The organism is Variovorax sp. AC194, from assembly GCF_979257995.1.
This window is the reverse complement of record NZ_OZ409823.1, coordinates 1,643,426-1,661,143: the sequence shown is the minus strand read 5'-3', so window position 1 is coordinate 1,661,143 and position 17,718 is coordinate 1,643,426. Positions and strand designations below refer to the sequence as shown.

Annotated in this window: 18 protein-coding genes and 1 tRNA gene; 13 read left to right on the top strand and 6 right to left on the bottom strand. The window is 64.5% G+C overall.

What is annotated here, in order from left to right:
- Positions 1–18 precede the first annotated feature (18 nt).
- The 3 genes from grxD to paeA are packed head-to-tail and all read left to right on the top strand — an operon-like array spanning position 19 to position 2,222.
- Positions 19–345: a Grx4 family monothiol glutaredoxin gene (gene grxD / locus ACZYRS_RS08000; RefSeq protein ID WP_093438925.1), complete on the top strand. Its 327-nt coding sequence runs from the start codon at positions 19–21 to the stop codon at positions 343–345.
- Positions 346–361: 16 nt separating this feature from the next.
- Positions 362–886, top strand: coding sequence for a cupin domain-containing protein (locus ACZYRS_RS07995; RefSeq protein WP_198785131.1), 525 nt, complete (start codon positions 362–364; stop codon positions 884–886).
- Positions 887–938: 52 nt separating this feature from the next.
- On the top strand, positions 939–2,222 hold the full coding sequence (gene paeA, locus ACZYRS_RS07990) for a polyamine export protein PaeA (protein WP_463418801.1): 1,284 nt from the start codon (positions 939–941) through the stop codon (positions 2,220–2,222).
- A gap of 60 nt (positions 2,223–2,282) precedes the next feature.
- On the opposite strand, the gene ACZYRS_RS07985 is transcribed toward paeA, so the two are convergent.
- Positions 2,283–2,963, bottom strand: coding sequence for a lytic transglycosylase domain-containing protein (locus ACZYRS_RS07985; RefSeq protein WP_463422466.1), 681 nt, complete (start codon positions 2,961–2,963; stop codon positions 2,283–2,285).
- Positions 2,964–3,016: 53 nt separating this feature from the next.
- On the bottom strand, positions 3,017–4,762 hold the full coding sequence (locus tag ACZYRS_RS07980) for a proline--tRNA ligase (RefSeq protein WP_463418800.1): 1,746 nt from the start codon (positions 4,760–4,762) through the stop codon (positions 3,017–3,019).
- Positions 4,763–4,907: 145 nt separating this feature from the next.
- Between ACZYRS_RS07980 and ACZYRS_RS07975 the strand changes: the two genes are divergently transcribed.
- On the top strand, positions 4,908–5,576 hold the full coding sequence (locus tag ACZYRS_RS07975; RefSeq protein WP_198785305.1) for an RNA pyrophosphohydrolase: 669 nt from the start codon (positions 4,908–4,910) through the stop codon (positions 5,574–5,576).
- A 4-nt stretch (positions 5,577–5,580) separates the two neighbouring features.
- Complete coding sequence (locus ACZYRS_RS07970) at positions 5,581–6,117, top strand: CNP1-like family protein (RefSeq protein ID WP_463418799.1); 537 nt, start codon at positions 5,581–5,583, stop codon at positions 6,115–6,117.
- A gap of 65 nt (positions 6,118–6,182) precedes the next feature.
- Here ACZYRS_RS07970 and proB read toward each other — a convergent pair whose 3' ends face one another.
- The 4 genes from proB to rplU form a co-directional block, all read right to left on the bottom strand.
- Entirely contained in the window at positions 6,183–7,322 is a 1,140-nt protein-coding gene (gene proB / locus ACZYRS_RS07965; RefSeq protein ID WP_463418798.1) for a glutamate 5-kinase, read from the bottom strand.
- Positions 7,323–7,398: 76 nt separating this feature from the next.
- Positions 7,399–8,475 carry an Obg family GTPase CgtA gene (cgtA, locus tag ACZYRS_RS07960; RefSeq protein ID WP_198785126.1) on the bottom strand — a complete coding sequence of 359 codons (1,077 nt, stop codon included), beginning with the start codon at positions 8,473–8,475 and terminating at the stop codon, positions 7,399–7,401.
- A 71-nt stretch (positions 8,476–8,546) separates the two neighbouring features.
- Positions 8,547–8,807, bottom strand: coding sequence for a 50S ribosomal protein L27 (gene rpmA / locus ACZYRS_RS07955; RefSeq protein WP_013543198.1), 261 nt, complete (start codon positions 8,805–8,807; stop codon positions 8,547–8,549).
- A 12-nt stretch (positions 8,808–8,819) separates the two neighbouring features.
- Complete coding sequence (gene rplU / locus ACZYRS_RS07950; RefSeq protein ID WP_042578903.1) at positions 8,820–9,131, bottom strand: 50S ribosomal protein L21; 312 nt, start codon at positions 9,129–9,131, stop codon at positions 8,820–8,822.
- A 183-nt stretch (positions 9,132–9,314) separates the two neighbouring features.
- Between rplU and ACZYRS_RS07945 the strand changes: the two genes are divergently transcribed.
- From ACZYRS_RS07945 to ACZYRS_RS07910, 8 genes are all read left to right on the top strand, one after another.
- Entirely contained in the window at positions 9,315–10,307 is a 993-nt protein-coding gene (locus ACZYRS_RS07945) for a polyprenyl synthetase family protein (RefSeq protein WP_463418797.1), read from the top strand.
- A gap of 53 nt (positions 10,308–10,360) precedes the next feature.
- Positions 10,361–10,437 (top strand) — tRNA-Pro (locus ACZYRS_RS07940).
- A 112-nt stretch (positions 10,438–10,549) separates the two neighbouring features.
- The gene (pilB, locus tag ACZYRS_RS07935; RefSeq protein ID WP_463418796.1) at positions 10,550–12,283 is read left to right on the top strand and encodes a type IV-A pilus assembly ATPase PilB; all 1,734 of its coding nucleotides are present in this window, start codon (positions 10,550–10,552) and stop codon (positions 12,281–12,283) included.
- A gap of 24 nt (positions 12,284–12,307) precedes the next feature.
- Positions 12,308–13,540, top strand: coding sequence for a type II secretion system F family protein (locus tag ACZYRS_RS07930; protein ID WP_198785121.1), 1,233 nt, complete (start codon positions 12,308–12,310; stop codon positions 13,538–13,540).
- The gene (locus tag ACZYRS_RS07925; protein ID WP_463418795.1) at positions 13,540–14,505 is read left to right on the top strand and encodes a prepilin peptidase; all 966 of its coding nucleotides are present in this window, start codon (positions 13,540–13,542) and stop codon (positions 14,503–14,505) included. Before ACZYRS_RS07930 ends, ACZYRS_RS07925 begins: the two co-directional genes overlap by 1 nt.
- A 10-nt stretch (positions 14,506–14,515) precedes the next feature.
- Positions 14,516–15,124 (top strand): dephospho-CoA kinase, encoded by a 609-nt coding sequence (gene coaE, locus ACZYRS_RS07920; protein WP_463418794.1) that lies wholly within the window; start codon positions 14,516–14,518, stop codon positions 15,122–15,124.
- Positions 15,125–15,197: 73 nt separating this feature from the next.
- On the top strand, positions 15,198–16,691 hold the full coding sequence (locus ACZYRS_RS07915; protein WP_463418793.1) for an MBOAT family O-acyltransferase: 1,494 nt from the start codon (positions 15,198–15,200) through the stop codon (positions 16,689–16,691).
- 12 nt (positions 16,692–16,703) lie between these two features.
- The gene (locus tag ACZYRS_RS07910; RefSeq protein WP_463418792.1) at positions 16,704–17,717 is read left to right on the top strand and encodes a hypothetical protein; all 1,014 of its coding nucleotides are present in this window, start codon (positions 16,704–16,706) and stop codon (positions 17,715–17,717) included.
- The last annotated feature ends 1 nt before the right edge of the window (position 17,718 follow it).

The window sequence follows — 17,718 nt, the reverse complement described above, 5'->3', positions numbered from 1 at the left end:
CACTTTTCAGGAGTCCCCATGTCCGACGCCCAGCAACGCATCGACGATCTCGTCAAGACCAACGAACTCGTGCTCTTCATGAAGGGCAATGCCAGCTTCCCGATGTGCGGTTTCTCCGGCCGCGCGATCCAGATTCTCAAGGCCGTGGGCGTCGACACCAAGACGCTCAAGACCGTCAACGTGCTCGAAGACGACGGCATCCGCCAGGGCATCAAGGAATACAGCAACTGGCCCACGATCCCCCAGCTCTACGTAAAGGGCGAATTCGTCGGCGGCTCGGACATCATGATGGAGATGTACGAGTCGGGCGAGCTGCAGCAGGTGGTGAACGGCAGCCCCGCCTGATTCCGCAAGGCTTGCCATGAGCCACGATCACGCGGACCACGGCCATTCGCACGACCATCCAGGTGATGGCGGCGACGCCGCCCCGGCCTGGAAGCACGACGGCGTGCGCGTGATCGGCGCCAACCAGCTCGACGTCAACACGGCGCAGACGCCCGGCATGAACCGGGCCGCGGCCATCAACTTCGCCCGCGTGGGCGCGCAGAAACTCTGGGCCGGCACGGTGACCATCCATGCCGATGCCAAGACCGGCGCGCATCATCACGGGCACCTCGAATCGGTGATCTACGTCGTGCGCGGCCGGGCCCGCATGCGATGGGGCGAGAAGCTCGAGTTCACCGCAGAAGCCGGCCCGGGCGACTTCATCTACGTGCCGCCCTATGTGCCGCACCAGGAAATCAACGCCAGCGCAACCGAGACGCTCGAATGCGTGCTGTGCCGCAGCGACGGCGAGGCGGTGGCCGTCAATCTCGACATCGAGCCTGTAGAGAAACCCGAATCGGTCCTGTGGGTCGACCCGACCCATCCGCACGGCGGCGTCTGAGGGGTTTTCGCCGGCCGAGTCATGGCACCATGGCACTCTTCGCCGTGCCACCATGAACCTCACCCAAAGCCTGCTCGTCATCGTCTTGCTGATCGCGATGAGCGCGTTCTTCTCCCTTGCCGAAATCACGCTCGCCGCCTCGCGGCGCCTGCGCTTGCGCCAGATGGCCGACGAGGGCGATCCGCGCGCCGAGCGCGTGCTGCGCGTGCAGGAGCAGCCGGGCCACTACTTCACCGTGGTGCAGATCGGCCTCAACGCAGTGGCGATCCTCGGCGGCGTCGTCGGTGAGGGCTCGCTCAGCCCGTATTTCGCGCGTTTCTTCGAGAGCTGGCTGAGCGTGGAAGCGTCCGCGAACGTGGCCTTCCTGTGCTCGTTCGTGATCGTGATCGCGGTGTTCCTGGTGTTCGCGGACCTCTTTCCCAAGCGCCTGGGCATGAGCGATCCGGAGCGCATCGCGGTGCGCATGGTCGGGCCGATGCTGGTGCTGATCACCACCTTCAAGCCGCTGGTGTGGTTCTTCACGCGCTGCACCGACCTGCTGTTCAAGGTGCTCGGCATGCCGATGGCGCGCGACGACAAGATCACCTCGGCCGACATCCTCGCGATGACCGAGGCCGGTGCGCGGGCCGGCGTTCTCGCGGTGCGCGAGCAGCAGGTGATCGCCAACGTGTTCGAGCTCGACACGCGTCTTGTGAGCAGCGTGATGACGGCGCGCGACAGCATCGCCTGGTTCCTGCACGACGACCCCGAATCGGTGCTGCGCGCGCGCATCGTGGCCGAGCCTTTCTCGGCCTATCCGGTGTGCGATGGCGACATCGACCACGTGCTCGGCTATGTCGACGCCAAGGAGATGTTCCAGCGCGTGCTCAGCGGCCAGCCGCTGGCCTTCGACCAGGGCCTCACGCTGCACAAGGCGCTGGTGATTCCCGACCGGCTCTCGCTGACCGAAGTGCTCGAGCAGTTCCAGCAGGCGCATGAAGACTTCGCGATCATCGTCAACGAGTACAGCCTGGTGGTGGGCGTGATCACGCTCAACGACGTGATGAGCACGGTGATGGGCGACCTGGTCACGATGCCCGACGAGGAGCAGATCGTGAAGCGCGACGAGAACTCGTGGCTGATCGACGGCGTGACGCCGATCCAGGATGTGCAGCGCGCGCTGCAGATCGACGAGTTGCCGCATGCCGATGAATACGAGACGCTCGCGGGCTTTTTGATGGTGATGCTGCGCCGCGTGCCCAAGCGGACCGACAGCGTCACTTGGGGCGGCTACACCTTCGAGGTGATGGACGTCGATAGCTACCGCATCGACCAGGTGATGGTCACGAAGACCTAGGCTCGCCCCCCAGGCTGCGGCCCGGTGAAGCCGGTTCCGCGGTATTCCCGAAACAGAGATTCAAGCTGCCGAACGGTCCTTTTCGCGTTCGCGATCCCTGTCGCGTTCGCGCGCCTTGTCGTCGTAGGCCCAGAGCCGTTGGTTCGCGAACACGGCGTTCGGATACGGCGACTTGCCGCGGCTGCCGTTGTAGCGGCCGAGGGTCATGTACAGGTCGCCGTTCTCGCGATCGAGGTAGTGGCGCAGGATCACGCAGCCGAAGCGCAGGTTGGTCTGCATGTGGAAGAGCTTGGCCGAATCGCTGTCGCCGATCACGCGGGTCCAGAACGGCATGACCTGCATGTAGCCGCGCGCGCCGGCACTGGACACCGCGAACTTGCGGAAGTTGCTCTCGACCTGCACCAGCCCGAGCACCAGGCTCACGTCGAGCCCCGAGCGCTTGGCCTCGTACCAGATGGTCTGCAGGAATTCCTTGCGCGAGGGCCAGTCGGCGATCTTCTTCTTGAGCCGCTCGCTCATTTCGCCGAGCCAGCGCAGGTAGGCCAGGCGCGCCTCGGTGGTCGTGAATTCCGGCACCGGCGGCGCCTTGTTGTGGATGGCCGAACTCAGCGCGGTGCGCACCGAGTCGATCAGCGGTTCTTCGATCTGCGCACCGGCAAACGCGGCCTCCGGCAACGCGGCCAGAGACAGCACGCCCGAAGCCGCGGCGAACCCGATGCACCTGCGCCGCGAGATGGCCATGCCATCCGCCTCGGCGGTTGCCCCTGGGTCGTCGTTGCAACGGCCAGTGAAGCTCATGCAGCGAGCTTGCCGGCGATGAAGTCGGCGATGCCGGCCGACGGCACCTTCGTGGCCGCCGTGTCGCGGCGGTGCTGGTATTCGAGCTGGCCCTCTTTCAGGCCGCGGTCGGAGATGACCACGCGGTGCGGCACGCCGATCAGTTCCCAGTCGGCGAACATCGCGCCGGGGCGCTCGCCGCGGTCGTCCAGCAGCACGTCGACGCCCTGGGCGAGCAGTTCTTCGTAGAGCGCCTCGGCGGCCACCTTGACCTCGGGGCTGCGGTCCATGCCGATCGGGCAGACCACCACGGTGAACGGCGCCAGCGCGTCGGGCCAGATGATCCCGCGCTCGTCGTGGTTCTGCTCGATGGCGGCGGCCGGCAGGCGGGTGATGCCGATGCCGTAGCAGCCCATCTCGAGGAACTGCGGCTTGCCGCCTTCGTCCAGATAGGTGGCGTTCATGTCCTTGCTGTACTTCGTGCCGAGCACGAAGACATGGCCCACCTCGATGCCTCGCTCGATGGCCAGCACGCCCTTGCCGTCGGGCGAGGCGTCGCCCGCCACCACGTTGCGCAGGTCGGCCACGACTTCCGGCTCGGGCAGGTCGCGGCCCCAGTTGACGCCGGTCATGTGGAAGTCGACCTCGTTGGCGCCGGTGATCCAGTCGGCCAGCACGGCGGCCTCGCGGTCTGCCACGAGCTTGACGGGCTTCTTCAGGTTCAGCGGGCCGAGGTAGCCAGGCTTGCAGCCGAAGTGCTCGTCGATCTCGGCGAGGGTCGCAAAGCGGAAGCCCTGGTCCAGGCCCGGCACCTTGCTGACCTTGATCTCGTTCATGTCGTGGTCGCCGCGCAGCAGCAGCAGCCAGACCTGCGAACCCTTCGGGTTGCCGGCCGCGTCCAGGATGTCGGTGGCCAGCACCAGCGACTTGACGGTGGTCGCGAGCGGCACGCCCAGGAACTCGGCCACGTCGGCGCAGGTGCTCTTGCCGGGGGTCGGCGTCTTCTCGAGCGCCTTGGCAGCGGCGGGGCGCGGACCGGCCGGGGCGAGCGCCTCGGCCTTTTCCATGTTGGCGGCGTAATTGCTGTCGGGGCAGTAGACGATGGCGTCCTCGCCCGTGGCGGCGATCACCTGGAACTCTTCGCTCAGGTCGCCGCCGATGGCGCCGCTGTCGGCCGCGACGGCGCGGTAGCGCAGGCCGAAGCGGTCGAAGATGTTCCGGTACGCCTGTGCCATGACCTGGTAGCTGGCCTTGGCCGCGTCCAGGTCGCGGTCGAAGCTGTAGGCGTCCTTCATGATGAATTCGCGCCCGCGCATCAGGCCGAAGCGGGGGCGCCGCTCGTCGCGGAACTTGGTCTGGATCTGGTAGAAATTCTTCGGCAGCTGCTTGTAGCTGCGGATTTCCTGGCGCGCGATGTCGGTCACCACCTCTTCGCTCGTGGGCTGGATCACGAAGTCGCGGTCATGCCGGTCCTTGATGCGCAAGAGCTCGGGGCCCATCTTCTCGAAGCGGCCGGTCTCCTGCCAGAACTCGGCCGGCTGGACCACCGGCATCGCGAGCTCGACGGCGCCGGCGCGGTTCATTTCTTCCCGCACGATCGCCTCGACCTTGCGGATGACGCGCAGCCCCATCGGCATGTAGGTGTAGATGCCCGTGCCGAGCTTCTTGATCATGCCGGCCCGCATCATGAGCCGGTGGCTCGCGACCTCGGCATCGGCGGGCGCTTCCTTGAGCGTGGAGACAAAAAATCGGGAAGCTTTCATCGGGATCGGTGTGCTGGATTCGCTGGATTCGACGTTCGGAAGTGGGGGACTGCTCCCCCGGAGAGACCCTGAGAGACTGGCATCGCGCTTGCCGAGGGCAACCCGGCATGCATAATCGACTCAGTTCAAAAATTGGGGTTTGATTATGCTCGACCGGGACGGCTTCAGGCCCAACGTCGGCATCATCCTGCTCAACCAGAGAAACCAGGTTTTCTGGGGCAAGCGCATACGCACGCATTCCTGGCAGTTTCCGCAAGGCGGCATAGACCGCGGCGAAAGTCCCGAGCAAGCCATGTTCCGGGAACTGCACGAGGAAGTGGGGCTTCATCCGGAGCATGTGCGCATCGTGGCCCGTACCCGCGACTGGTTGCGCTACGAGGTGCCGGATCGGTTCATCCGCCGTGACGCACGGGGCCACTACAAGGGCCAGAAACAAATCTGGTATTTGCTGCAACTCGTCGGCCACGACTGGGATCTGAACCTGCGTGCCACCGACCATCCCGAATTCGACGCCTGGCGCTGGCATGACTACTGGGTGCCGCTCGACGTTGTCGTCGAGTTCAAGCGCGGCGTCTACGAGATGGCGCTCACCGAGCTTGCTCGCTACCTGCCACGGCAGGATTTCCGCAACCGCTTCCTGCGCAGCAACGTGCGCGCCCGAGAATTCGAGCGCCATCCGCTGGACGCCGGAGCGCCCGCGGGTCTGGACCTGCCGCCCGGCGGCAGTTTCGATCCGCATCCCGACATTCCTTCTGCGAGCGATGAACCTCCTCCTCTCAACAACAACGCGCCCTTCTTTCCGACGCAACGCTGAGCGCGTGCTTCTTCTGGCCTGCTTCGCCATCCTTGCCGGGTGCGCATCGGGCAAGCACGACACCGACAATCCCGACTGGGCGCAGGCCGGCTCGCCGCCTCCGCCCAAGCGCTCCGAGACGGACAAGGAATGGGAAGAAACGGCAGCACCGCCGCCGCCCGCCTTCAGCGAAAGCCGCCTGCTGCCGATCGAGATGCCTCCGTACATGAGCCTGAAGTTCGGCATCGACCCGGGCACGATCACGATCACGCCCGACGGCATCGTGCGCTACGTGGTGGTGGCCAGCAATCGCAGCGGCGGCGCCACCAATGCCTTCTACGAAGGTGTGCGCTGCTCGACCGCCGAGGTGAAGAGCTATGCCCGCTACAACAATGGCACGTGGCAGGAAGTGACGAAGCAGGAATGGAAGCGCATCAACGACCTGAATTCGCGCTACACGCTGGCGCTGTCGGCCCAAGGCATCTGCCGCGGCAACGCGCCGCGCAGCTCGGTCGGGGAGATGGTGCAGAACATCCGCAATCCGGTTCGCGAAGTGCAATAAGCCAAGCGACGCCGAAATGAAAGAACGGGGCCCTGGGCCCCGTTTTTCTTTTGCCGATCTGCCGGTCAGCTGGGCATCAGCACCATGTTGTCGCGGTGGACCATCTCCGGCTCCGCGACGTAGCCCAGCAAGCGTTCGAACTCGCTGGAGGGCTTGCGGCACAGCAGGCGCGCTTCCACGCTCGAATAGTTCGCCAGGCCCCGGGCCAGCTCGATGCCTTGCGCATCGCGCACCGCGATCACGTCGCCGCGCGAGAACTCGCCCGACACGCCCGTCATGCCGATCGGCAGCAGGCTCTTGCCTTCGGCGCGCACCTTGGCCGCGGCACCGGCATCGACGATGACGGCACCGCGCAGCTGCAGGTGGTCGGCCATCCAGCGCTTGCGCGCCTGGTGCTTGGCCGTCTGCGCCACCAGCAGCGTGCCGATGGATTCGCCGCGCGTCAGACGCAGCAGGGCGTCGGCCTCGCGGCCCCAGGCGATCACGGTCGATGCGCCCGAGCCGGCCGCGCGCTTGGCGGCCAGGATCTTGGTGATCATTCCGCCGCGGCCGAGGCTGGAGCCGGCGCCGCCGGCCATGGCCTCGAGCGCCGGATCGCCGGCTGCCGCTTCGTGCACGAACTTCGCGTCCGGGTCCTTGCGCGGATCGGCCGTGAAGAGGCCCTTCTGGTCCGTGAGGATGATCAGCGCATCGGCTTCGACCAAGTTGGCCACGAGCGCGCCAAGCGTGTCGTTGTCGCCGAACTTGATCTCGTCGTTGACGACGGTGTCGTTCTCGTTGATGACCGGCACCACGCCCAGGCGCAGCAGCGTGACCAGGGTCGAGCGCGCATTGAGATAGCGCTCGCGGTCGGCCAGATCGGCGTGGGTCAGGAGCACCTGGGCGCTGCCGATTTCGTTCTCGCGCAGCTTGGTCTCGTACATCTGGGCCAGGCCCATCTGGCCGACGGCCGCAGCGGCCTGGAGTTCATGGATCTCGTGCGGCCGGGTGCGCCAGCCCAGGCGCTTCATGCCTTCGGCGATGGCGCCGCTGGACACCATCACGACCTCGCGCCCTTCACGCACCAGCGCCGCGAGCTGCCGGCACCACTCGCCGATGGCCGCCTCGTCCAGACCGCGCCCCTCGTTGGTCACGAGGCTGGAGCCCACCTTGACGACGATACGGCGGGCATCCCGCAAGGCAGTGGATCCGGAATTCGAGGTCATGGAGGCGTGTCGCGGTCGTGAAGGCTGCTGATTTTGCTATCTATGGAGTCGCATCGATGCCGATGCCATGCCGCACTCAGGCCGGGTCGGGCGGCAGCTGGACAAAGCGCGGATCGACCTCGACCGGCTCCTGTTCCGCCACCTGCTGGGCCTTGACCTGCTGGTAGACGGCCTGCACCAGATGCTCGCAGCCCTCGCGCGTGAGCGCCGAGATCTCGAACACCGGGCCCTTGAAACGCAGCCGCTTGACGAAGTCCTTGACCAGCGCCGCGCGCTCGTCGCCGGGCACCATGTCGAGCTTGTTCAGCACCAGCCAGCGCGGCTTGTCATACAGCGCGGCGTCGTATTTTTTCAGTTCGCCCACGATGGCCTTGGCCTGCGCGACCGGGTCGACGGCGTCGTCGAACGGCGCCATGTCGATCACATGCAGCAGCAGCCGCGTGCGCTGCAGGTGGCGCAGGAAGAGGTGGCCGAGGCCGGCGCCTTCGGACGCGCCTTCGATCAGGCCGGGCAGGTCGGCCACCACGAAGCTTTGCTCGGGGCCGACGCGCACGACGCCCAGATTCGGATGCAGGGTGGTGAAGGGATAGTCCGCGATGCGCGGTCGCGCGTTCGAAATGGCGCTGATCAGCGTCGACTTGCCCGCATTCGGCATGCCGAGGAGGCCGACGTCGGCGAGCACTTTCAGCTCGAGCTTCAGGCTTTTCTTTTCGCCGGGCCAGCCGGGCGTTTTCTGGCGCGGCGCGCGGTTGATGGCGCTCTTGAAGCGCATGTTGCCGAAGCCGCCGTCGCCGCCCTTGGCGATGGTGATGACTTCGCCTTCGGTCAGCAGCTCGTACAGCACTTCGCCCGTCTCGGCGTCGCTGATGATCGTGCCGACCGGCACCTTGAGCGTGATGTCGTCGCCCGCGGCGCCGAACATGTCGGAGCCCATGCCGTGCTCGCCGCGCCTGGCTTCGTGCCGACGCGAATAGCGGAAATCGACCAGGGTGTTGAGGTTCGAGTCGGCCACCGCGAACACGTGGCCGCCGCGGCCGCCGTCGCCGCCGTTGGGGCCACCGAATTCCTTGTACTTCTCATGACGGAACGACACGCAGCCGTTGCCGCCATCGCCGGCGGCGATGTCGATGAAGGCTTCGTCTACGAACTTCATGGGATGTCCAGTCTACAAATGAAGAAGCCCCGGCAAAGCGGGGCCTCGGGCTGATCGAAGTGACGCGAGGCTTACGCCGCGGGGGTCACGTTGACCATGTGCTTGTTCAGCGCGCCCTTGTGACCGAACGACACGTGGCCGTCGACCAGGGCGAAGAGCGTGTGGTCCTTGCCCACGCCGACGTTCACGCCGGGGTGGAACTGGGTGCCACGTTGACGCACGATGATCGAGCCTGCGCTGATCAGTTCGCCGCCGAACGCCTTCACGCCGAGCATCTTGGGCTTGGAATCGCGCCCGTTTCGCGTTGAGCCGCCGCCTTTTTTCTGTGCCATGGAATGTGCTCCTTAGCCGGCGATCGCGCCGATTTGCAGTTCGGTGAACTGCTGGCGATGGCCTTGACGTTTCTGATAATGCTTGCGACGGCGCATCTTGAAGATGCCGACCTTGTCGTGCTTGCCGTGCGACAGTACCGTGACTGTCACCGTTGCGCCGGACACCAGGGGCGTGCCAACCTTGATTTCAGCGCCGTTTCCGACGGCCAGAACCTGGTCGATCACGATTTCCTGGCCTACGTCCGCAGCAATCTGTTCTACTTTAATTTTTTCGCCGGAAGCAACGCGATACTGCTTGCCGCCGGTTTTTATGACCGCGTACATGTAAGACCTCTTAGAAATGAGTCTCCGCAGCGAATTCCGCAGAGCCCAAGATTATAGCGCGGTTTGTGTTCGCTAGCACCCATCGCCTCGACCAAGCCCCGGCAAGCAGGCCGCCCTCCCTATAATTTGCGCCTTCCGGCCCCCGGGCCGCCTTCATCTTCAGCAGCGCCCCGCGCCTCCGCTTTGCCAGTCCCCGCCGCCGACACCTCCCCCACCGCCACCGTGCTGGACCTGATTGCCGGCGACATGGTCGAAGTCGACCGCGTGATCGCACGCCGCCTTGATACGGGCGTGCCGCTGGTCAGCCAGGTCTCCCAATACATCATCTCCGCCGGCGGCAAGCGCCTGCGGCCCGCGCTGCTGCTGCTGATGTCGGGCGCATTGGGTTACACGGGCGAACAGCGCTTCAACCTGGCGGCCGTGGTGGAGTTCATTCACACCGCCACCTTGCTGCACGACGACGTGGTCGACGAATCGACCCTGCGGCGCGGCCGCGCGACCGCCAACGAATCGTTCGGCAATCCGGCCAGCGTGCTGGTCGGCGACTTCCTGTACTCGCGCGCATTCCAGATGATGTTGGATGCAAACAACATTCGCGTGATGGAAATCCTGGCGGAAGCAACCAACGTGATCGCGGAGGGCGAAGTGCTTCAGCTGATGAACATGCATGACGCTTCGCTGGACGAGGCTGCGTACCTGCGTGTTATCCGTTCGAAGACCGCCAAGCTGTTCGAGGCCAGCACCCGCCTTGCTGCCGTGCTGGCCGGCGTCGCCCCAGAAGTCGAAGAAGCCTGCGCCACTTATGGACAGGCACTCGGCACCGCATTCCAGGTGATCGACGACGTCCTTGACTACGCGGGCGACGCCCAGGAAACAGGAAAGAACGTCGGCGACGACCTGCGCGAAGGCAAGACCACGCTCCCTCTGATTTTTGCCATGCAACGCGGCACGCCGGCCCAGAGCGCCCTGGTGCGCGCGGCGATCGAAGCCGGCGACACGGCTCAACTGGGCAAGGTCGTGGAGATCGTTCGCGAAACCGGCGCGCTGGATGCATCGCGCGCCGCCGCCGCCGCCGAAGCAAAACGCGCAATCGATGCATTGCGCGACTTTCCGTCCAATTCGCATGCCGCCGGTTTGCTACAATTGGCGGCTCAGTTGCTTGAGCGACGTGCCTGAAACACCTCACCAGAGTTGGCATCTAGGACGATTACTTTTTTCTTGCAACCAATCGGGGTGTAGCTTAGCCTGGTAGAGCGCTACGTTCGGGACGTAGAGGCCGGAGGTTCGAATCCTCTCACCCCGACCAGCCTTTGGCTGGCATAAATAATGGCCATGCCTGTTGCTGTGTAGCGATTTACAGCACAGGGGCGATGAGCGATGATCGTGAAGCACTTTCTCACATCTTTTGCATTCGCTGAATGGCCGCTGCCGAACTTCCAGTTAAAGAACTCTCGCAAATCGCCCTCCCGGGCTTGGCGCGCGCTCTCGTTTCGGCCGGCAAATTGCCTGCAAAGATCGCCGAGGACATCTACCAGAAGTCCCTGAGCGGCCGTACCAGTTTCATTGCAGAGTTGACTGGCACGGGTGCTGTGTCCGCAGCGGACCTCGCCCACACCCTTTCCACAGCCTTCGGCGCCCCGCTGCTCGATCTCGATGCCATCGATCACCAGCGCCTGCCCAAGGATTTGCTCGATCCGAAGCTGTGCCATGCGTACCGCATCGTTGTCCTGAGCAAACGCAACAACCGTCTCATCGTCGCAACAGCTGACCCTTCGGACCAGCAAGCGGCGGAGAAGATCAAGTTCGCGTCGCAGATGGGCGTCGATTGGGTCATCGCGGAGTACGACAAGCTCTCGCGAATGATTGACGCTGCCGCAGCAAGCGCTGCGGAGACCATCAACAGCATCGTCGGCTCCGAGTTCGAGTTCGACGATGTCAGCGCCGAAACCGCGGGCGATGTCAGCGAACAGGCTATCGCCGAAGTCGAAGATGCGCCCGTCGTGCGCTTTCTTCACAAGATGCTGCTCGACGCAGTCAGCATGCGCGCCTCCGACATCCACTTCGAGCCCTACGAGCACCACTACCGCGTGCGCTTCCGGGTCGACGGCGAGTTGCGCGAAATTGCCAGTCCACCCACGGTCATCAAGGACAAGCTGGCGTCCCGCATCAAGGTCATTTCCCGGCTCGACATCTCCGAGAAGCGCGTACCGCAGGACGGCCGCATGAAGCTCAAGATCGGGCCGGACCGCGTGATCGACTTTCGCGTGAGCACGCTGCCCACGCTGTTCGGCGAAAAGATCGTGGTGCGTATTCTTGACCCGAGCAGCGCTCGCCTGGGCATCGACGCGCTCGGCTACGACGCGGTCGAAAAAGAACGCCTCCTTCACGCCATCGGCCGCCCCTACGGCATGGTGCTCGTCACTGGACCCACGGGCTCGGGCAAGACGGTCTCGCTCTATACCTGCCTGAATCTTTTGAACCAGCCGGGCGTGAACATCGCGACGGCGGAAGATCCGTCCGAAATCAACCTGCCCGGCGTCAACCAGGTCAACGTCAACGAGCGGGCCGGCCTCACCTTCGCCACCGCATTGCGCGCGTTCCTGCGCCAGGATCCGGACATCATCATGGTCGGCGAAATCCGCGACCTCGAAACCGCCGACATCTCGATCAAGGCCGCGCAAACGGGCCACCTGGTGCTCTCGACGCTGCACACCAACGATGCGCCCACCACGCTCACGCGGATGCGCAACATGGGCATCGCGCCGTTCAACATCGCCTCGAGCGTGATCCTGATCACCGCGCAGCGTCTTGCGCGACGGCTTTGCACGGTGTGCCGCGTGCCGGTCGACATCCCCCGAGAAGCGTTGCTCGACGCGGGTTTCAAGGAAACGGACCTGGACGGCACGTGGAAGCCTTACCGCCCGGTCGGATGCTCCGCCTGCAGCGGCGGCTACAAGGGACGGGTCGGCATCTACCAGGTGATGCCGATCACCGAAGCCATCCAGGAAATCATCCTGCGCGATGGCAGCGCACTCGACATCGCGCAGCAATCCGAAGCCGAGGGCGTGCGTTCGCTGCGCCAATCGGGCCTCGGGAAAGTCAAGCAGGGTCTCACTTCGCTCGAAGAAGTGGTGGCCTGCACCAATGAATAACGAACACTGAATACCGGAGATCGAATGGCAACAGTGGCATCCCCCCGCTCCTCCAAGATCATGCACAAGGAATTTGTCTTCGAGTGGGAAGGCAAGGACCGCAACGGCAAGCTGGTGCGCGGCGAGCTTCGGGCCGCCGGTGAAAACCAGGTCCAGGCCGCGCTGCGTCGCCAGGGCGTTCTCGCCAGCAAGATCAAGAAGCGCCGCATGCGCTCGGGCAAGGCCATCAAGCCGAAGGACATCGCGATCTTCACGCGCCAGCTGGCCACCATGATGAAGGCCGGCGTGCCCTTGATGCAGTCCTTCGACATCGTCGGCCGCGGCAATGCGAATGCGAGCGTGGCAAAGCTGCTCAATGACATCCGCAGCGACGTGGAAACCGGCACATCGCTCTCGGCCGCGTTTCGCAAGTTTCCGAAGTATTTCGACAACCTGTACTGCAACCTGGTGGAAGCCGGCGAAGCGGCCGGTATTCTTGAAGAGTTGCTCGATCGTCTGGCCACCTACATGGAAAAGACCGAGGCGATCAAGTCGAAGATTAAGTCGGCGTTGATGTATCCGATCTCGGTGGTCGTGGTCGCGTTCATTGTGGTCGCAATCATCATGATCTTCGTCATTCCGGCTTTCAAGGAGGTGTTCACCTCGTTCGGTGCCGACCTGCCTGCGCCTACGGTGATCGTGATCGGCATCAGCGAATTTTTCGTCTCGTACTGGTGGCTGATCTTTGGCGGACTTGGCGGGGGGCTCTACTTCTTCATGCAAGCCTGGAAGCGCAATGAGCGCGTTCAGAAATTCATGGACCGCGTGCTCTTGCGCATTCCGGTGTTCGGCTCGCTGATCGAAAAATCCTGCATCGCACGTTGGACGCGAACGCTTGCCACGATGTTTGCTGCTGGCGTGCCATTGGTCGAAGCCCTCGACTCTGTGGGCGGCGCCTCGGGCAACACCGTGTACGGCGATGCGACGGCCAAGATCCAGCAGGAAGTCTCCACCGGCACCAGCCTCACCGCGGCCATGACCAACGTCAACCTCTTCCCCTCGATGGTGATCCAGATGACCGCGATCGGCGAAGAGTCCGGCTCGATCGATCACATGCTGGGCAAGGCGGCCGACTTCTACGAATCCGAAGTCGACGACATGGTTGCAGGCCTCTCCAGCCTGATGGAGCCCATCATCATCGTGTTCCTCGGCACGATCATCGGCGGCATCGTGGTGGCCATGTACCTGCCCATCTTCAAGCTCGGCCAAGTCGTTTGATGCCGGTTTCGCAAGGGTTCGACGCCGCGTTGGCCGGCGTGCTGGGGCTATTGATCGGCAGCTTCCTGAATGTCGTGATCTACCGGACCCCGGTCATGATGTACCGCGACTGGCTCTCCGACGCAGTCGCCAATCTCATGACCTCGAAGGACGCGCCTTCGCTGTGGTCGCTGGTCTTCGGCCCCAAGGCCGCGCCACCCGCAGGGCTCGAGGCCGCAGCGGACAAAGCCGCCGTGGCGATCGAAAACCTCCCGCCCTTCGACCTCACCCGCCCCGCCTCCCGTTGCGGCGCCTGCGGCCACAAGATCCGCTGGTACCAGAACATCCCCGTCCTGAGCTACCTGTTCCTGCGCGGCCGCTGCGCGTCGTGCAAGACCTCGATCAGCCCGCGCTACCCCTTGGTCGAAATCGTCACCGGCGCCCTCTTCGCCCTCTGCGGCTGGCGTTTCGGCCTCACCCCCACGGGCGCGTTGTGGGCAGCGTTCGCCGCGCTGCTGATCTGCCAGTTCCTGATCGATTTCGATACCCAGTTCCTGCCCGATTCGCTGAACTACACCCTCCTCTGGCTCGGCCTCGTCGGCGCGGCCATGGGCTGGACCGGCGTGCCCCTGAGTTCGGCCGTGTGGGGCGCGGTGTTCGGCTACCTGAGCCTCTGGCTTGTGTACCATGCCTACCGCCTGGTCACGGGCAAGGAAGGCATGGGCTATGGAGACTTCAAACTGCTCGCGGCGCTGGGCGTCTGGCTCGGTGCCGACTACCTCATCGCCATCATCCTCGTCTCTTCGCTGGTGGGCGCCGTGATCGGTATCACCCTGCGTGTCGTCGGCAAGCTGGCGCATAAAGACATCCCCATCGCGTTCGGTCCCTTCCTGGCCGGCGCGGGACTCGTGTGCCTCGTGATCGGTCCTGAAGTCGTGCGGCAATGGGTGCCCTTCGCTTTCCCGCTCGGCGCGCTGATCCACTGAGACACTGCGCATGGTTCGGCGCATCGGCCTGACAGGCGGCATCGGCAGCGGCAAGAGCACCGTCGCTGGCCTGCTGGTTGCCCAGGGCGCCGTGCTGGTCGACACCGATGCGATCGCCCGCAGCATCGCGCAAGCCGGCGGCATCGCGATGCCGGCGCTCGAAGCCGCCTTTGGCCGCAGCGTCATCGCCCCGGACGGCAGCCTCGACAGGGCCGCCATGCGCCAGATCGTGTTCGCCGATGCGGGCGCCAAGCTGCGGCTCGAATCCATCCTGCACCCGCTGATCGGCACCGAAACCCAACGCCAGGCCGCAGCCGCAGGTGACGACGCCGTCGTGGTGTTCGACGTGCCGCTTCTCGTCGAATCCGGGCGCTGGCGCGCCATCGTGGACCGGGTGCTGGTGGTCGACGCCACCGAAGCCACGCAGCGCCAACGCGTCGTCGCGCGCTCGGGCTGGACGCCCGAAGCCGTAGACGCAGTGATCGCCCAGCAAGCCCCGCGCCGGCTGCGCAGGGCGGCCGCGGACGCGGTCATTTTCAACGAGTCATTGACGCTCGCGGAACTCGAAACCGAAGTGCAGGGTCTCTGGAAGCAGTGGGCTGCGGCCACCACGCGATAATCCGAGACCTGCCGCCGCCGCGGCTGCATAACGATTACGACAAAAAGGCGCTCGCCGCAGTGCCCTCCCCGAGATGCTTTTCAACTCGTATCCCTTCATTTTTGTCTTTTTCCCGTTGGTCCTGATCGGGTTCTTCCTGATCGGCAAGCGCAACGCCCGCGCCGCCGCCGGTTTTCTCGCACTGGCTTCGCTCTTCTTCTACGGCTGGTGGAGCGTGCAGGCCCTGCCGCTGCTCCTGGGTTCGATCTGCGTCAACTACTGGTTCGGCCTGCGCCTGTCGCCCGCGCCGGGCCGCGACGACCGCAAGCGCAAGACGCTGCTGATCACCGCGTTGGTGGTCAACCTGGGTGTGCTGGCCGTCTTCAAGTACGCCAACTTCTTCCTGGAAAACGTCGATGCCGGGTTGGTCGCGGCGGGACTCACGCCGGTCGAGCTGGTGCACATCGTGCTGCCGATCGGCATCTCGTTCTATACCTTCACGCAGATCGCCTTCCTGGTTGACTGCTGGCAGGGCAAGGTGCACGAGCGCAGCTTCATCCACTACCTGCTGTTCGTGACCTATTTCCCGCACCTCATCGCGGGCCCCGTGCTGCATCACGCGCAGATGATGCCGCAGTTCGCGAACCCCTCCACCTACCGGCTCGACCCGAACAAGGTGGCGATCGGCATCGCGGTCTTCGTCTTCGGCCTGGCCAAGAAACTCCTGATCGCCGACCCGCTGGGGCAGTACGCCGACATGATGTTCAACGGCGTGCACAAGGGCATCGAGCCCACGCTCTACACCGCGTGGTTCGGTGCGCTGGCCTACACGCTGCAGATCTATTTCGACTTCTCGGGCTACTCGGACATGGCGGTGGGCCTGTCGCTGTGCCTGGGCGTGCAGCTGCCGCTCAACTTCCGCTCGCCCTACAAGTCGACCAACATCATCGAGTTCTGGCGCCGCTGGCACATCTCGCTGTCGAACTTCCTGCGCGACTACCTCTACGTGCCGCTGGGCGGCAACCGCAAGGGGCCGGCGCGGCGGTACCTGAACCTGTTCCTCACGATGCTGCTGGGCGGCCTCTGGCACGGCGCCGCCTGGACCTTCGTGATCTGGGGCGCCCTGCACGGCATCTTCCTGATGATCAATCACCTCTGGAACGCCAAGGTGCGACGCAACGCCACGCCCGGGCGCATCGCGCGCCTGCTGGGCTGGTTCCTCACGTTCCTTTGCGTGGTGGTGGCCTGGATCGTCTTCCGCGCCGATGGCATGCACACGGCCATGGCGATCTACAAGGGCATGCTCGGCCTGCACGGCGCGCCGCCGTCGGCGTTCAGCGAGCTGGGCCCTGTGCCGTTCCGCAAGCCCGAGTTCTTCCAGACCCTGCTGGTGGGCATCGTCATCTGCCTGGCGCTGCCGCCCACCATCACGCTGGAGCGCTGGATTCCGCATCCGAAGGCCGTCGCAGGCCGCCCGGTCATGGCGTGGCTCTCGACCGCGGTGCTGGCCATCGGCACCTTCGCGCTGTTCGCCTGGTGCGTCTCGAAGCTGGGCAACTACAGCCCGTTCCTCTACTTCCAATTCTGATTCGACATGACGATGCCCGCGAAAGTCTGGCTGCGGTTCTTCTTCATCGGCTACATCGTGCTGATGGGGCTGTGGATCGTTTCGCTGACCAGCCCCATTCCCTACGGCGACCTCACGCGGATCGGGCGGCTGTCCGAGCGCGAGTTCGGCTGGACCGCGCCCCCGCCCAAGGTCGACCCCGCATTGCTCAAGGGCACGCCGGTCGATCAGGCCGACATCATGGTCATCGGCGACAGCTTCTCCATGACCTTCCGCTGGCAGTCCAAGCTCGTGGCAGCCGGCTACCGCGTCTCGACCAGCTACTGGGGCCAGTACGAGAACGCGCTGTGCGGCGACTTCGACCAGTGGGTCCAGCGCTCGGGCTTCAAGGGCAAGCTGATCATCATCGAGAGCGTCGAACGCCTCCTGGGCGACCGCACCAAGGACAGCGCGAAGTGCCAGAAGATGCGCATGCCCTACGACGCCATGCCGCATCCCCTGGTCAAGCCGGACGAGACCGTGCCCGACCCTTCGCCCAACTGGAACGTCCAGTTCATGACCGGCATCACCACGTACTACAACACATGGAAAGCGAAAAAGTCTGCAACCGACACCTACTTCGACTGGAACACCTGGGTGCGCCCGGTGCCCAACGGCTGCAAGTATTTCTCGCACCACGCGTGCGACAAGATGCCGTTCTTCGCCGAAGACGAGGACAACGGTCCGCTGACCCTCGCGCACCTGGCGTGGATGAAGAATTTCACGGCGGCGCACACCGCCATCCCGATCATGTGGATGGTGATCCCCAACAAGACCACGGTGTACCTGAAGCCCGACTACTCGAAGGATTTCGAAACGGGCTTCCGCGAATCGAAGCTGACGGGGCCCGACCTCTTCGCTTTTACACGCGAGAAACACACTCAGGTCCGCGATTTCTATTTCTCGAACGACACTCACATGTCGATGCACGGACAGCTCCTGCTCGGCGACCGCATGCTGGCCGCCGTGCGCGAGGTGCTTCCGACGCCCCCTTCCAAATCACCCTGAA

Bases quoted from the DNA above. Each gene is read 5' to 3' on its own strand.
- grxD (WP_093438925.1), top strand. From the start codon at position 19: ATGTCCGACGCCCAGCAACGCATCGACGATCTCGTCAAGACCAACGAA.
- ACZYRS_RS07995 (WP_198785131.1), top strand. From the start codon at position 362: ATGAGCCACGATCACGCGGACCACGGCCATTCGCACGACCATCCAGGT.
- paeA (WP_463418801.1), top strand. From the start codon at position 939: ATGAACCTCACCCAAAGCCTGCTCGTCATCGTCTTGCTGATCGCGATG.
- ACZYRS_RS07985 (WP_463422466.1), bottom strand. From the start codon at position 2,963: ATGGCCATCTCGCGGCGCAGGTGCATCGGGTTCGCCGCGGCTTCGGGC.
- ACZYRS_RS07980 (WP_463418800.1), bottom strand. From the start codon at position 4,762: ATGAAAGCTTCCCGATTTTTTGTCTCCACGCTCAAGGAAGCGCCCGCC.
- ACZYRS_RS07975 (WP_198785305.1), top strand. From the start codon at position 4,908: ATGCTCGACCGGGACGGCTTCAGGCCCAACGTCGGCATCATCCTGCTC.
- proB (WP_463418798.1), bottom strand. From the start codon at position 7,322: ATGACCTCGAATTCCGGATCCACTGCCTTGCGGGATGCCCGCCGTATC.
- cgtA (WP_198785126.1), bottom strand. From the start codon at position 8,475: ATGAAGTTCGTAGACGAAGCCTTCATCGACATCGCCGCCGGCGATGGC.
- rpmA (WP_013543198.1), bottom strand. From the start codon at position 8,807: ATGGCACAGAAAAAAGGCGGCGGCTCAACGCGAAACGGGCGCGATTCC.
- rplU (WP_042578903.1), bottom strand. From the start codon at position 9,131: ATGTACGCGGTCATAAAAACCGGCGGCAAGCAGTATCGCGTTGCTTCC.
- pilB (WP_463418796.1), top strand. From the start codon at position 10,550: ATGGCCGCTGCCGAACTTCCAGTTAAAGAACTCTCGCAAATCGCCCTC.
- ACZYRS_RS07930 (WP_198785121.1), top strand. From the start codon at position 12,308: ATGGCAACAGTGGCATCCCCCCGCTCCTCCAAGATCATGCACAAGGAA.
- ACZYRS_RS07925 (WP_463418795.1), top strand. From the start codon at position 13,540: ATGCCGGTTTCGCAAGGGTTCGACGCCGCGTTGGCCGGCGTGCTGGGG.
- coaE (WP_463418794.1), top strand. From the start codon at position 14,516: ATGGTTCGGCGCATCGGCCTGACAGGCGGCATCGGCAGCGGCAAGAGC.
- ACZYRS_RS07915 (WP_463418793.1), top strand. From the start codon at position 15,198: ATGCTTTTCAACTCGTATCCCTTCATTTTTGTCTTTTTCCCGTTGGTC.
- ACZYRS_RS07910 (WP_463418792.1), top strand. From the start codon at position 16,704: ATGCCCGCGAAAGTCTGGCTGCGGTTCTTCTTCATCGGCTACATCGTG.